Raw genomic sequence first — 13568 nt, 5'->3', positions numbered from 1 at the left:
TTCCGACGCTCCCCGCGGCCGTACGGGCCGCTCTGGGTGTCGACGTCGCCTCGCTCAGCCCGGAACAGCGACAGAGCCACCTGGCCCGGCTCGGCGCCCTCCGCTCCGGAGCGGCCGCCGACCTCGCCCACGGCACCCGCATGCCCGCCTCGGTCGCGTCCCGTCTCCGGTCGACGAGCGCGACCCCGGCCCACACCCACGCGCTCGCGGCGGAACGCACCTCGGCGATCACCCGCACGCGAACACCCGCCGCACAGAGGCAGGGGCAGGGGCAGGGTCCTCCGGGTCCGGGACCGGCCGCGGGCCCACGCCGCTGACCGATCCCGGAACCGCGTCACCCGAAGCACTGCCTACGACAGGCGCCGCCTCTACTCCGACAGCTCCCACACCGCGTACGCCAGCGCATCACTGTTCCGGTCGAGCGCCGTGTCGTTGATGTTGGACGTGTTGTCGCAGGAGGAGTGGTAGCAGCGGTCGAAGGCCTGGCCGGACGTACCGCCCCACTTGGTGACCTGCGCGGCCGTCTTCGCGCGGCTCGCGCCCGTGAAGAGGCCGCCGACGGGGACGCCGGCGCTCTTGAAGGGCGCGTGGTCGGAGCGGCCGTCCCCCTCGGTCTCGATCTCGGTCGGGACACCGATCCCCGTGAAGTAGTCCTTGAAGGTCTGCTCGATGACGGGGTTGTCGTCGTAGACGAAGTACCCGGGATTCGGCGAACCGATCATGTCGAAGTTGAGGTAACCACTGATGCGGGCCCGGTTCGCGGTGGACAGGTTGTTGACGTAGTTGCGGGAGCCGACGAGGCCCAGCTCCTCCGCGCCCCACCAGGCGAACCGCAGGTGCTTCGTGGGCTGGTAGTTCGTGCGGGACACGGTCAGGGCGGCCTCCAGCACCGCGGCCGAGCCCGAGCCGTTGTCGTTGATGCCGGCACCTGTGGTGACACTGTCCAGATGTGAACCGGCCATGACAACCTGATTCGTGTCGCCGCCGGGCCAGTCCGCGATCAGGTTGTAGCCGGTGCGACCGCCGGACGTGAAGGACTGCGTGGTGGTGACGAAGCCCGCCGCGTCGAGCTTGCCCTTCACGTAGTTCAGTGACGCGAGGTAGCCGGCGCGGCCGTGGGCTCTGTTGCCGCCGTTGGCCGCGGCGATGGACTGGAACTGGGTCAGGTGGGCCTTGACGTTGGCCACGGGGAGGTCGGGTGCGGCGGCGATCGCCACGTCCGGGGCGGGGGCCGCCCCGGCTATGGACCCGGTGGTGAACAGCGTGGCCACCCCGACGGCGGCGGCGAGGGCGGTGCGTCCCGTGGCTGGAACAGAGAGCTTCATAGTGGGGGGCTCCGAATTCCATGGGGCCGCCGTGGACGACACTGTTGATGTGTCCATGGTCAACCCGGTGAATGAGGTGCCTGGATGGTGCGGGCGGGACTGACTCTCCGTCAAGGGTGCTATTTGGCCAGTGGGGTTCGCGCCTCGGCGGCTGCGGCGGCGATGGTCAACTCCTCCAGCCGCCTCCGCGCGACCCGTGCCGTCCGCAGCGCGTCCCAGGTCAGCAGCGACAACGCCAGCCAGACCAGCGCGAAGCCCGCCCACCGCTCGGGCGGCATGGCCTCGCCGAAGTACCAGACACCCAGCAGGAACTGGAACACCGGCGCCAGGTACTGCAGCAGTCCCAGCGTGGACAGCGGCACCCGGATCGCGGCCGCCCCGAAGCAGACCAGCGGCAGCGCGGTCACCAGACCGGTCGCGGCGAGGAGCAGGGCGTGCACCGTCCCCTCCGGGCCGAAGGTGGCGTCTCCCCGTGACCCCAGCCACAGCAGATAGGCCAGCGCGGGCAGGAACTGGATCGCGGTCTCCGCGGCGAGCGACTCGACGCCGCCGAGGTTGACCTTCTTCTTCACGAGCCCGTACGTGGCGAAGGAGAAGGCGAGGCAGAGGGAGATCCACGGCGGCCGCCCGTACCCGATCGTGAGGACGAGGACGGCCGCGAAGCCGATGCCGACCGCCGTCCACTGGACGGGCCGCAGTCGTTCCTTCAGCAGCAGGACGCCGATGGCGATGGTGACGAGCGGGTTGATGAAGTACCCGAGGGAGGCCTCGACCACCTGGTGGGCGTTGACGGCCCAGATGTACACGCCCCAGTTCACGGTGATCACCGTCGCCGCGACCGCGACCAGGGCGAGCCTGCGCGGCTGCCGCAGCAGTTCGCCGGCCCAGGACCAGCGCCGCAGCACCAGCAGCGCGACGCCGACGACCGCGAGGGACCACACCATGCGGTGGGCGAGTATCTCCAGCGCCCCGGAGGGCTTCAGCAGCGGCCAGAAGAGCGGGACGATCCCCCACATCCCGTACGCGGCGAAGCCGTTCAGCAGTCCTGTCCGGTGTTCGCCCCTCGACTGCGCAGCCACGGCCCCTCCTTCTCGCCGGCCGCGCCGTCGCGACCCCCAGCCCTCAGGCACTCAGGCCCTTGCGAACGTCGTCACGAACGCCCTGTCGAAGGTAACGCCGGGCACCCCCGGCTGTCATGCCCGTATCGACATACGGTCATGACAGCCGGGGGTGCCCGGCCCGAGGGGGAGTTCGGTGCTCGTGTACGGGGTGCGCGGCCCCGGGGCTCCGGGATGTCCGGCGACGGCCACGGCCACGACCACCGGGTGACGGCTGCGGAGGATCAGCCCTTCAGTGCCACCGTGATCGAGTCCGCGATCGGCGTGGTCGGACGGCCGATGAGGCGGGAGAGGTCGCCGGAGGAGACGACCAGCTCGCCCTTCTCGACGGACGCGTCGACGCCCGCGAGGATCGCGGCGAAGCCCTCGGGGAGCCCGGCGCCGGTCAGGATGCCGACCAGGGCATCGCCGGAGACGGGGTTGTTCGCTATCTCCTTGCCGGTCTGCCCGCTCAGCTCGGCCGCGTACTCGGCGAAGCTCCAGGCGACGTCGCCGCCGAGCTCGTACGTCTGGTTCTCGTGGCCCTCACCGGTGAGCACGGCGACCGCGGCGGCCGCGTAGTCCGCGCGGGCCGCGGAGGAGACCCGGCCCTCGCCGGCGGCGTGCGTGACGGCGTTGTACTCCAGCACCGGCGCGAGCTGCTCGGTGTAGTTCTCGTTGTACCAGCCGTTGCGCAGCAGGGCGTACGGCAGACCGGAGGCGAGCAGTGCCTCCTCGGTGCCCCGGTGGTCGTCCGCGAGCGCGGCCTTCAGGCTGCCCGGCGCGCTGGTGTACGCGAGGAGCGCGACCCCGGCCGCCTTGGCGGCGTCGATCACGACCTTGTGCTGGCCCACCCGGTCGCCGCCGACCTCGCTGCCGGAGATCAGCAGCACCTTGTCACCGGCGGCGAGGACGCCGTCGAAGGTCTCGGGGGCGTTGTAGTCGGCGACGACGACCTTCACGCCGCGCGCGGCGAACCCCGCGGCCTTCTCGGCGCTGCGGACGACGGCCGTGATCTGCTCGGCCGGGACCTTCTCCAGCAGCCCCTCGACGACGAACTTGCCGAGGTGTCCGGTCGCTCCGGTGACGACGATGCTCATGGTGAAACTCCTCCAGGGGGGGGCGGGATGCTTCACTAACCCTAGGGGGTGCGCTAACTCTGCGAAAGTACCCACTTTGAAGTAAGGTACTGGCATGGCCGTAAGTAAGGTGTCGACGCAGCCCGCGAGCAAGTACGACATGAACGGCGAGGGCCTGTGCCCCTACCGACTGGTTCTGGAGCACGTCACCAGCCGCTGGGGCGTCCTCGTCCTGATCGAGCTGCTGGAGCGGCCGTACCGCTTCAGCGAGCTGCGCCGGGCCATCGGCCGCGTCAGCGAGAAGATGCTCACCCAGACCCTCCAGACTCTGGAGCGCGACGGCCTCGTCCACCGCGACGCCAAGCCCGTCATCCCGCCCCGCGTCGACTACTCCCTCACCGACCTCGGCCGCGAGGCCGCCGAACAGGTACGCGCCCTGGCGACCTGGACCAAGGACCGCATGGACGACGTCCAGGAGGCCCGGCAGGCCTACGACGAGGCCCGGGCCTGAACCGACCCGGGCCCCAGGGGGCGGCCGCCCTCAGCCGGCCGCCGCCGGACCGTCCGCCCTCAGTCGACCGGCGCCGGACCGTCCGTCCTCAGTCGACCGGCGCCGGACCGTCCGTCCTCAGCCGACGACCGTCCACGTGTCCCCGCCCGCCAGCAGTGCCGACAGGTCACCCTTGCCGAACTGCTCGATGGCGGAGTCGAGTTGGTCGGCCATCTGGGTGTCGTAGACGGGCCGTCGGACGGACCGCAGGACACCGATCGGGGTGTGGTGGAGGGTGTCCGGGTCGGCGAGCCGCGACAGCGCGAACGCGGTGGTCGGGGACGCGGCATGCGCGTCGTGGACCAGGACCCGCGACTCGTTCTCGGGCGTGACGGTGACGACCAACAGATCACCGGTCGCGTCGTCCCGTACGACCCCCCGCGCGCGGTCCGCCCCGAACCGGATCTGCTCGCCGTGCTCCAGCCGGATCACGGCTTCCTCCGCCTGCTGCCGGTCCTTGAGGACCTCGAAGGCGTTGTCGTTGAAGATGTTGCAGTTCTGGTAGATCTCCACCAGGGCCGTACCGGGGTGGGCCGCGGCCTGCCGCAGCACCTCCGTCAGGTGCTTGCGGTCGGAGTCGACGGTCCGCGCCACGAACGACGCCTCCGCCCCGATCGCCAGCGACACCGGGTTGAAGGGCGCGTCCAGCGACCCCATCGGCGTCGACTTGGTGATCTTCCCGACCTCGGAGGTGGGGGAGTACTGGCCCTTCGTCAGGCCGTAGATGCGGTTGTTGAAGAGCAGGATCTTCAGGTTCACATTGCGGCGCAGGGCGTGGATGAGGTGATTGCCGCCGATGGACAGCGCGTCGCCGTCACCGGTCACCACCCAGACGGACAGGTCCCGCCGCGAGGTGGCGAGCCCGGTCGCGATCGCCGGCGCCCGCCCGTGGATCGAGTGCATCCCGTACGTGTCCATGTAGTACGGGAAGCGGGACGAGCAGCCGATGCCCGAGACGAAGACGATGTTCTCCCGGGCCAGGCCGAGTTCGGGCATGAAGCCCTGGACGGCGGCGAGGATCGCGTAGTCACCGCAGCCGGGGCACCAGCGCACTTCCTGGTCGGACTTGAAGTCCTTCATGGACTGCCGGGCCGTGGCCTTGGGCACGAGGGAGAGCGCCTCGATCGTGGCGCCCGTACCCGCGCTTTCCGTGGACCTCTCAGCCATCGATGGCCTCCTTGAGAGCCGTGGCGAGCTGCTCCGCCTTGAACGGCATGCCGTTCACCTGGTTGTACGACTGGGCATCGACCAGGTACTTCGCCCGGATGAGCATGGCGAGTTGCCCGAGGTTCATCTCGGGGACCACCACCTTGTCGTAACGCCTCAGCACCGCACCCAGATTCCGCGGGAAGGGGTTGAGATGCCGCAGGTGGGCCTGCGCGATGGACTCCCCGGCCGTACGCAGCCGCCGTACCGCCGCCGTGATCGGCCCGTAGGTCGACCCCCAGCCCAGCACCAGGGTCCGGGCCTCGTGCGGATCGTCGACCTCGACGTCGGGCACGTCGATCCCGTCGATCTTCGCCTGCCGGGTCCGCACCATGAAGTCGTGGTTGGCCGGGTCGTACGAGATGTTGCCCGTGCCGTCCTGCTTCTCGATGCCGCCGATCCGGTGTTCGAGCCCCGGCGTGCCCGGGATCGCCCAGGGGCGGGCGAGCGTCTGCGGGTCGCGCTTGTAGGGCCAGAAGACCTCGGTGCCGTCGTCGAGGGTGTGGTTGGGCCCCTGGGTGAACTGCACGGTCAGATCCGGCAGTTCGTCGGTCTCGGGGATGCGCCACGGCTCGCTGCCGTTGGCGAGGTAGCCGTCGGACAGCAGGAAGACGGGCGTGCGGTACTTCAGCGCGATGCGGGCGGCCTCGATGGCCGCGTCGAAACAGTCGGCCGGAGTGCGCGGCGCGACGACCGGCACCGGTGCCTCCCCGTTCCTGCCGTACATCGCCTGGAGCAGATCCGCCTGCTCGGTCTTGGTCGGCAGCCCGGTGGACGGCCCGCCGCGCTGGATGTCGATGACGAGCAGCGGCAGTTCGAGCGAGACGGCGAGCCCGATGGTCTCCGACTTGAGTGCCACGCCCGGACCACTCGTGGTGGTCACGGCCAGGGAACCCCCGAACGCGGCCCCCAGCGCGGCCCCGATCCCCGCGATCTCGTCCTCGGCCTGGAAGGTCCGCACACCGAAGTTCTTGTGCCGGCTCAGCTCGTGCAGGATGTCCGAGGCCGGCGTGATCGGGTACGAGCCCAGGTACAGCGGCAGATCCGCCTGCCGGGACGCCGCGATCAGCCCGTACGACAGCGCCAGGTTCCCGGAGATGTTCCGGTACGTGCCGACGGGGAAGGCGGTGGCGGCCGGCGCGACCTCGTAGCTGACCGCGAAGTCCTCGGTCGTCTCACCGAAGTTCCACCCGGCGCGGAAGGCGGCGAGGTTGGCGGCCGCGATCTCGGGCTTCTTGGCGAACTTGGCCGCCAGGAACTTCTCGGTGCCCTCGGTCGGCCGGTGGTACATCCACGACAGCAGGCCGAGCGCGAACATGTTCTTGCTGCGTTCGGCCTCCTTGCGGCTGAGGTCGAACTCCTTGAGGGCCTCGACGGTGAGGGTGGTCAGCGGCACCGGATGGACGCTGTATCCGTCCAGCGACCCGTCCTCCAGCGGGCTGGTCGCGTAACCGACCTTCTGCATCGCCCGTTTGGTGAACTCGTCCGTGTTGACGATGATCTCCGCGCCGCGCGGCACGTCATCGATGTTCGCCTTCAGGGCCGCCGGGTTCATGGCGACGAGCACGTTGGGCGCGTCACCCGGGGTGAGGATGTCGTGGTCGGCGAAGTGCAGCTGGAAGCTGGACACACCCGGCAGGGTGCCGGCGGGGGCGCGGATCTCGGCGGGGAAGTTCGGCAGGGTGGAGAGGTCGTTGCCGAAGGACGCGGTCTCGGAGGTGAAGCGGTCTCCGGTGAGCTGCATCCCGTCACCGGAGTCCCCGGCGAACCGAATGATCACCCGATCGAGTCGGCGGACGTCCTTCGTCCCCGCCGGTTTGCGCTGTTCCCTCAGTTCTCCCAGAGCGGCCTCGTCGGCCTGCTCCGCTGGGCTGCTGACCTGGCTGGTCACTGAACTGGACCTCCCTTGGGGCGGCTGTCCGGGAACGGCCGTCCCGCCGGCCCTCCCAAGACCAACCCTACGTCGGCAAGGGTGGCGATCCCCTTAGCTTTCGCCCGCTGGACGCTGTTTCGAGACCGCCGACCGCCCTGACTTGTCATGATTTACCCGTCGCTGTCGCTTCCTTCGAAGACGCACAGCGCCGACCGGCGGTTCTCGGGCCGGGCGGAGAGCGGCGGGGGCGGGTGCGGAAGCCGGGCGAGCGATCGACCACCTACTGACACAGTGTCAGATGGTCATGAATTGAGGTAGGTGAGCACCGCCAGAACACGCCGGTGGTCCCCGTCGCTCGGGGACAGCCCGAGCTTCAGGAAGATATTGCTGACGTGCTTCTCGACGGCCCCGTCGCTGACGACGAGCTGCCGGGCGATCGCCGAGTTGGTCCGCCCCTCCGCCATCAGCCCCAGCACCTCACGCTCCCGCGGGGTGAGCCCCGCGACCACGTCCTGCTTCCGGCTCCGCCCGAGCAGCTGCGCGACCACCTCCGGGTCCAGCGCCGTACCGCCCCGCGCCACCCGCACCACCGCGTCCACGAACTCCCGCACCTCGGCCACCCGGTCCTTCAGCAGGTACCCGACGCCGCGGCTGGACCCCGCGAGCAGTTCGGTGGCGTAGCGCTCCTCCACGTACTGCGACAGCACGAGCACCCCCAGCTCCGGATGCTGCTTCCGCAGCTGTACGGCGGCCCGCACGCCTTCGTCGGTGTGCGTCGGCGGCATCCACACATCCGCCACGACCACGTCCGGGAGGTCGCCCTGCGCCGCGAACTCCGTGATCGTCTTGATCAGCGCGTTGCCGTCCCCGACCCCCGCCACGACGTCGTGCCCCCGGTCGGTCAGCAGTCGCGTCAGTCCCTCCCGCAACAGCACCGAATCCTCGGCGATGACCACCCGCACCCTGTCCTCCACGCCTTGTCCCCCCACGACACCCACACCCACCCCCGGTCGGCCCGTGCTCCGGGCCCGCCCCGTACGACAGCCCCAGCATTCCAGCATCGGAACGCCCGGGCGCCGCGCCGACCGGAAAACAGGGGCAGGAACACCCCACGAACTGGCCGAACTGGCCGAATGCCGCCCTCGCCCCACCGGACAGGGGGTTCAGCGCCGGGCGCTCCGCTCGGAGGGAGGAGGGTGGGGGTGGGGGCGGCTCGGAGGGGCCGGGCCGGGGGCCGGGTGGGTCCAGGGCCGAGGAGACGGGAACCGGGGAGTCCAGACGAGAACACGGAAGCGCGCCCAAGGGCGGTAAGCCCTGGACGCGCTCGCGGGACATCCTTGGCGCTACGTGGGCATACGTGGGCACGGGCCTCGCGTGATTCTCGGCGCAGGCCTCGCGCGCCCCCGGTTCCGTGCCACCCCTGCATGGCTGCCGCGTCACCCACGCTTGGCTTGCGTGGCCCGTCGGCCTGCCGCCCAGTCGGCCGCCCGGCTGTCACGTCACCCACGCTTGGCTTGCGCGCCCCGTCGGTCTGCCGCCCAGTCGGCCGCCCGGCTGCCGCGTCACCCGTGAATCGCTGCCGCGGAACTCCCGCCTCCTGCCGTCACCCTGGCGTTTTGCCGTCCCCCGTCAGGCCGCCCGCCACGGCAGCTCCGCGGTCACCCGGGTCGGCCCCCCGGCCGGCGAGTCGACGACGAGGATGCCGTCGACCGCTCCGATCCGCTCGGCCAGCCCCGCCAGGCCGGAGCCGAGCCCGGTGTCGGCGCCGCCCACGCCGTCGTCGGTGACCTGCAGCATCAGGCGGTTCTCGACCTTCCACACATCCACGGTCGCCCGTGAGGCCCCCGCGTGCTTGCTGACGTTCTGCAGCAGCTCGGAGACGGTGAAGTACGCGATGCCCTCGATCGCCGGCACCGGCCGTGCCGGCAGGTCCACGTCCACCACCACCGTCACCGCACACCGCGAGGCGACCGACGACAGCGCCGCGTCGAGCCCCCGGTCGGTCAGCACGGCCGGATGGATGCCCCGCGCGAGATCCCGCAACTCCTGCAGCGCCGTCTTCACCTCACCGTGCGCCGAGTCCACCATCACCGCCGCCGCCCGCGGGTCCTCCGCCAGCTTCTCCTTCGCCAGCCCCAGATCCATGGCCAACGCCACCAGCCGCGCCTGCGCCCCGTCGTGCAGATCCCGCTCGATCCGCCGCAGATCAGCCGCGGCGGTGTCGATCACGACCCCCCGGTCCGACTCCAGCTCGACCACCCGCGCCCCCAGCCGCGACGGCCCGAGCAGCGCGCTCACCATCCCCCGGTCGACCATCGTCAGCCCCCGCAGGATCCACGGCGTGGCCATCGTGAAGAGCAGCCCCACCAGCGCGGTCACGGTCACCTCGAACGGGTTGTTCAGGTACACGGAGTGCGTCTCGTCCCCGTACAACTGCAACCCGTCCTGCCCGGCCCACACGGGGAAGACCCAGAACCACAGCGGATACGTCAGCAGCGCCCACCCGTACGTCCAGAAGGTCACCGCCACCACGAACGAGAACACCGACCACGGGAACTGCACGACCGCGTACAGCAGCTGCCGCCACGACGACCCGCTGCGCAGCACGGCCCCCATCCACGCCATCGCCCCGCGCCCCTTCGGCCGCAGCGGCTCCGGCGCGGCCACCTCCACCCCGAGCAACGCCCGCGCCCGCACCCGCTCCAGCGCGCCGAACCCCCGGCACCCGGCCAGCCCCGCCGCCAGCACCGGCACCCCGAGGAACGTGACCAGCAGCCCCGCGCCGACCGACACCATCGTCACGGCGTACGTGAACAACAGGATCCCGACCGGCAGCCCCAGCAGCACATACCCGAACTCCCGCCAGCTGCGCGCCTCGAACGGCGCCCGCAACCCGGCCGGCATCCGGCGCCGCCGCTCCTCGCCCCAACTCCCGTATCCGTGCCCGTACTCCGTGGCCATCACCGTCGCCCGCCTTCACTGGTCCCGCACTCCCGATGTCGTACTCCCACACTGCTCGCCCCGGCCCTGGCGGACCATGGAGCAAGTCGGCCTCTCGATACGGGGGTTTTCCCCACCCCGCGCAACCAGAGCCGCGCCCCGGAAGGAGCACGGGGAACCGCGCGAGCAACCACCACGAACCGGCCCCCGCCCACGACGCGACACCCCACGGCGAAAAGGCGAACGGGCGCCCAGGGCGAAGAACCCCTCGCCCCGAGGCACCCGACCGCGAACACACCCCGGTCAACCGCCGGAGGTACCCGCACCCCGTCCACGCCAGGGCAACTCCGCCGTGACAGTCGTGGGCCCACCCACCGGAGAGTCGATGACGAACAGTCCGTCGACCGCGTCGAGCCGCTCCGCGAGCCCGGCGATACCGGTGCCCCCATCGAGCCGCGCGCCCCCGCGCCCGTCGTCCCACACCTGAATCAGCAGCCGGTCGTCGGAACGCCAGACCTCCACCGAGGCGGCCTTCGCCCCACTGTGTTTGCTGATGTTCTGCAGCAGCTCGGACACGGTGAAGTACGCGATGCCCTCGATGGCGGCGGCAGGCCGCGCCGCCAGATCGACGCTCACCTTCACCGGCGCGACACACCGCGCCGCGACCGACGACAACGCCGCGTCGAGCCCCCGATCCGTCAGCACCGCCGGATGGATCCCCCGCGCCAGATCCCGCAGCTCCTGCAACGCCAGCTTCACCTCACCGTGCGCCTCGTCCACCATCGAGGCGGCCGCGTCGGGATCCTCCAGCAGCTTCTCCTTGGCGAGCCCGAGCCCCATCGCCAGATTCACCAGCCGCGCCTGCGCCCCGTCGTGCAGATCCCGCTCGATCCGCCGCATATCGGCCGCGGCCGTGTCGACGACGACCCCCCGGTCGGACTCCAGCTCCGCGATCCGCCGCTCCAGTTCGTCGGAGGGCGACAACAGCGACCGCACCATCACCCGGTCCACGTTCGTCAGCCCCCGCACGATGTACGGCAGCACCGGCCACGCCACGAACAGCCCCGTGAGGGTGATGACGAACGTCGCGACGGCCCACGGCATCCGGATCAGCTCGTACAGCATCGAACGCCAGCCGACCGGATCCTTCACGCTCATCCACACCTGCGCGAAGAACCCCTCGTCCGCCCGCCGTCCGCTGCCACGGAACGGCAGCGGACTCGGCTCGTCCACCCGCACCCGCAGCAGCGCCCGCGCCCGTATCCGCTCCAGCCGCCCCAGCTGCCGGGCCCCCATCAACGCGGCGGCGAGCAGCGGAAAACCGATGACCGTCAACGTCAGCAAGGCACTGGTGAACAGCACCGTCATCACGTACACGAACCCGAACACCGCGAGCGGCAGGTTCGCCAGCAGATGCGCGATCTCCCGCCACGTCTGCCCCCCGAACGCGAACTGCGCGGGCGGCAGGGGATCGGAGGGCGTCTGGCTGGAGGGCAGCGGACGACCGTACGGCCGCCCGGAGCCGGCCGGGGAAGAGAGGGATTCGGTCATGCCACCACCCTGCCCGCCCGCCCCCGCCCCGCGCCATGAGGCGGACCTCCCCGGCCACCCTGGGGAAAACCCCACCCCACCTGATCCTGCGCTTACGGTCTCTTTAGCAGGGCCTAGACTCCCGTGCGTACAGATCGTCGAACAGCGAAGCACGTACGGCGTCCGCATCACGTACGTACGAATCGCCAGGCCAGGGAGCGAGGGACGGACGTGCCGGAACCGACCGTCGCCGTAGCGGCGGAATCGACCGTCGGCGTAGCAACGGAATCGACCGTCGGCGTAGCGGCGGACTACTTCCAGTCCTACTCGGTGGTCGGACTGCTCGCCGCCGTGGGCGTGCTCTTCGTCGCCGTCGCCTTCGGCGCGGGACGCCTGCTGCGGCCCGAGGTCCCCACCCGGGAGAAGCTCCTGACGTACGAGTGCGGCGTCGACCCCGTCGGCGAGGGCTGGGCCCACACCCAGGTCCGCTACTACGTCTACGCCTTCCTCTACGTCATCTTTGCCATCGACTCGATCTTCCTCTTCCCCTGGGCGACGGTCTTCGCCGACCCCGGCTACGGCGCGACGACCCTCGTCGAGATGTTCGTCTTCCTCGGGTTCCTCGCCGTGGGCCTGCTCTACGCATACAAGAAGGGCGTCCTGGCATGGACGTGACGCCAGAAACGAACCCGCCGCAGGCGGGCGCCACGCAGCCCGTTCTCCTCCCGGAGCCGAAACGGCTGGGCGCCCTCGCCCGTCTCGCGCCCGAGCCGATGAAGGTGATCCTCAACTGGGGCCGCCGTTACTCCCTCTGGGTCTTCAACTTCGGCCTCGCCTGCTGCGCGATCGAGTTCATCGCCGCGTCCATGGCCCGCCACGACTTCATCCGCCTCGGCGTCATCCCGTTCGCGCCCGGCCCGCGCCAGGCCGACCTGATGGTGGTGTCGGGCACGGTCACGGACAAGATGGCCCCGGCGGTCAAGCGCCTCTACGAACAGATGCCTGAGCCGAAGTACGTCATCTCCTTCGGCGCGTGCAGCAACTGCGGCGGCCCCTACTGGGACTCCTACTCGGTCACCAAGGGCGTCGACCAGATCATCCCCGTCGACGTCTACGTCCCCGGCTGCCCGCCCCGCCCGGAGGCTCTCCTCCAGGGCATCCTGAAACTCCAGGAGAAGATCGCCCGGGAGTCCCTGGGGGAGCGCTACGGCAACGGCCCCGGCACGACAGGCCACGCTGCGGCGGGCCCCCGCCCGTCCACGGCGGCCCTGCAGAGCGGCTTGGTGAAGCCACCGGCGGCCGATGCCGATGCCGATGCCGCCGGAACGGCCACCGGCGACGGCGCTGAAGTGGGGGACAAGTGACCGGCTGGCTGCCCGCCCCCGCCGAGGAGCTCTTCGGCCCGGAGGCCACGGCCGAGGAGTCGTACGGCGTCCTCACCGTGGACGTCCCGTCCGCATCCTGGACCCAGGCGCTGCGCACGGCCCGCTCCACCCTGGGCTGCACCTATTTCGACTGGCTGAGCGCGGTCGACGAACCGGGCACGGGCTTCCGTGTGGCGGCCCATGTGGTGGCCCTGGCCCCGGTCCGCCGCCTCCTCGTGCGTACGACGGTTCCCCACGAGGCCCCGGTCCTGCCGACCGCCGTCGACATCTACGCCGGCGCGGCCTGGCACGAACGCGAGACCCACGAAATGTTCGGCGTCCGCTTCGAGGGCCACCCCGCCCTGGACCACCTCCTCCTCCCCGAGACCTTCGAGGGCCACCCCCTCCGCAAGGACTTCGTCCTCGCGGCCCGCGTGGCCAAGGCCTGGCCGGGCGCCAAGGAACCGGGCGAGTCTGCGGCGGGAGCGGGGCACGGCGCCCCCAAACGCCGCCAGATGCTCCCGCCCGGCGTCCCCGACCCCAACGAATGGGGCCCCCTCAAGGGCCAGCTCCCCCCGGCCCCGGCCCGCCCGGCCCGAGGTGC

At 70.9% G+C, this 13568-nt stretch carries 12 protein-coding genes and 1 pseudogene; 5 read left to right on the top strand and 8 right to left on the bottom strand.

The window, feature by feature from the left end:
* Positions 1–317 (top strand): annotated as a pseudogene (locus tag AWZ10_RS50075) (hypothetical protein); the annotation flags it as partial.
* Between the two features lie 51 nt (positions 318–368).
* On the opposite strand, the gene AWZ10_RS10645 reads toward AWZ10_RS50075, so the two are convergent.
* The 3 genes from AWZ10_RS10645 to AWZ10_RS10635 all read right to left on the bottom strand — a co-directional run bounded on the left by AWZ10_RS10645 (position 369) and on the right by AWZ10_RS10635 (position 3522).
* Positions 369–1325 (bottom strand): M28 family metallopeptidase, encoded by a 957-nt coding sequence (locus AWZ10_RS10645; RefSeq protein ID WP_060890943.1) that lies wholly within the window; start codon positions 1323–1325, stop codon positions 369–371.
* A gap of 119 nt (positions 1326–1444) precedes the next feature.
* Positions 1445–2404 carry an EamA family transporter RarD gene (gene rarD, locus AWZ10_RS10640; protein ID WP_046708484.1) on the bottom strand — a complete coding sequence of 320 codons (960 nt, stop codon included), beginning with the start codon at positions 2402–2404 and terminating at the stop codon, positions 1445–1447.
* 263 nt (positions 2405–2667) lie between these two features.
* Complete coding sequence (locus tag AWZ10_RS10635) at positions 2668–3522, bottom strand: SDR family oxidoreductase (RefSeq protein WP_046708483.1); 855 nt, start codon at positions 3520–3522, stop codon at positions 2668–2670.
* A 94-nt stretch (positions 3523–3616) separates the two neighbouring features.
* Here AWZ10_RS10635 and AWZ10_RS10630 point away from each other — a divergent pair, with 94 nt between their 5' ends.
* Positions 3617–4012 (top strand): winged helix-turn-helix transcriptional regulator, encoded by a 396-nt coding sequence (locus AWZ10_RS10630; RefSeq protein WP_173531658.1) that lies wholly within the window; start codon positions 3617–3619, stop codon positions 4010–4012.
* Positions 4013–4129: 117 nt separating this feature from the next.
* Here AWZ10_RS10630 and AWZ10_RS10625 read toward each other — a convergent pair whose 3' ends face one another.
* From AWZ10_RS10625 to AWZ10_RS10605, 5 genes are all read right to left on the bottom strand, one after another.
* On the bottom strand, positions 4130–5218 hold the full coding sequence (locus tag AWZ10_RS10625; RefSeq protein WP_037693821.1) for a 2-oxoacid:ferredoxin oxidoreductase subunit beta: 1089 nt from the start codon (positions 5216–5218) through the stop codon (positions 4130–4132).
* Positions 5211–7148 carry a 2-oxoacid:acceptor oxidoreductase subunit alpha gene (locus tag AWZ10_RS10620; RefSeq protein ID WP_046708481.1) on the bottom strand — a complete coding sequence of 646 codons (1938 nt, stop codon included), beginning with the start codon at positions 7146–7148 and terminating at the stop codon, positions 5211–5213. The genes AWZ10_RS10625 and AWZ10_RS10620 overlap by 8 nt, the downstream gene beginning before the upstream one ends.
* A 284-nt stretch (positions 7149–7432) precedes the next feature.
* Positions 7433–8092, bottom strand: a complete 660-nt coding sequence (locus AWZ10_RS10615; RefSeq protein ID WP_279616620.1) for a LuxR C-terminal-related transcriptional regulator — start codon at positions 8090–8092, stop codon at positions 7433–7435.
* Between the two features lie 667 nt (positions 8093–8759).
* Entirely contained in the window at positions 8760–10091 is a 1332-nt protein-coding gene (locus AWZ10_RS10610) for a sensor histidine kinase (RefSeq protein ID WP_060890941.1), read from the bottom strand.
* Between the two features lie 282 nt (positions 10092–10373).
* Positions 10374–11621 carry a sensor histidine kinase gene (locus AWZ10_RS10605; RefSeq protein ID WP_060890940.1) on the bottom strand — a complete coding sequence of 416 codons (1248 nt, stop codon included), beginning with the start codon at positions 11619–11621 and terminating at the stop codon, positions 10374–10376.
* A 210-nt stretch (positions 11622–11831) separates the two neighbouring features.
* Between AWZ10_RS10605 and AWZ10_RS10600 the strand changes: the two genes are divergently transcribed.
* The 3 genes from AWZ10_RS10600 to AWZ10_RS10590 form a co-directional block, all read left to right on the top strand.
* Positions 11832–12275 (top strand): NADH-quinone oxidoreductase subunit A, encoded by a 444-nt coding sequence (locus tag AWZ10_RS10600; protein ID WP_060890939.1) that lies wholly within the window; start codon positions 11832–11834, stop codon positions 12273–12275.
* Entirely contained in the window at positions 12266–12964 is a 699-nt protein-coding gene (locus tag AWZ10_RS10595) for an NADH-quinone oxidoreductase subunit B (protein WP_046710098.1), read from the top strand. Before AWZ10_RS10600 ends, AWZ10_RS10595 begins: the two co-directional genes overlap by 10 nt.
* Positions 12961–13568: NADH-quinone oxidoreductase subunit C (locus AWZ10_RS10590; RefSeq protein ID WP_167365938.1), on the top strand; the 608-nt coding region annotated here is incomplete at its 3' end. The genes AWZ10_RS10595 and AWZ10_RS10590, both read left to right, overlap by 4 nt.

Origin of the sequence: Streptomyces europaeiscabiei (assembly GCF_001550375.1) — a bacterium.
Lineage (GTDB): Bacteria > Actinomycetota > Actinomycetes > Streptomycetales > Streptomycetaceae > Streptomyces > Streptomyces europaeiscabiei.
Note: the sequence above shows the minus strand (reverse complement) of the source record. Positions and strands in the feature narration are given on the sequence as shown.

Coding starts and splice junctions, on each gene's coding strand:
- AWZ10_RS10645 (WP_060890943.1), bottom strand. CDS start 1,325: ATGAAGCTCTCTGTTCCAGCCACGGGACGCACCGCCCTCGCCGCCGCC.
- AWZ10_RS10635 (WP_046708483.1), bottom strand. CDS start 3,522: ATGAGCATCGTCGTCACCGGAGCGACCGGACACCTCGGCAAGTTCGTC.
- AWZ10_RS10630 (WP_173531658.1), top strand. CDS start 3,617: ATGGCCGTAAGTAAGGTGTCGACGCAGCCCGCGAGCAAGTACGACATG.
- AWZ10_RS10625 (WP_037693821.1), bottom strand. CDS start 5,218: ATGGCTGAGAGGTCCACGGAAAGCGCGGGTACGGGCGCCACGATCGAG.
- AWZ10_RS10610 (WP_060890941.1), bottom strand. CDS start 10,091: ATGGCCACGGAGTACGGGCACGGATACGGGAGTTGGGGCGAGGAGCGG.
- AWZ10_RS10605 (WP_060890940.1), bottom strand. CDS start 11,621: ATGACCGAATCCCTCTCTTCCCCGGCCGGCTCCGGGCGGCCGTACGGT.
- AWZ10_RS10595 (WP_046710098.1), top strand. CDS start 12,266: ATGGACGTGACGCCAGAAACGAACCCGCCGCAGGCGGGCGCCACGCAG.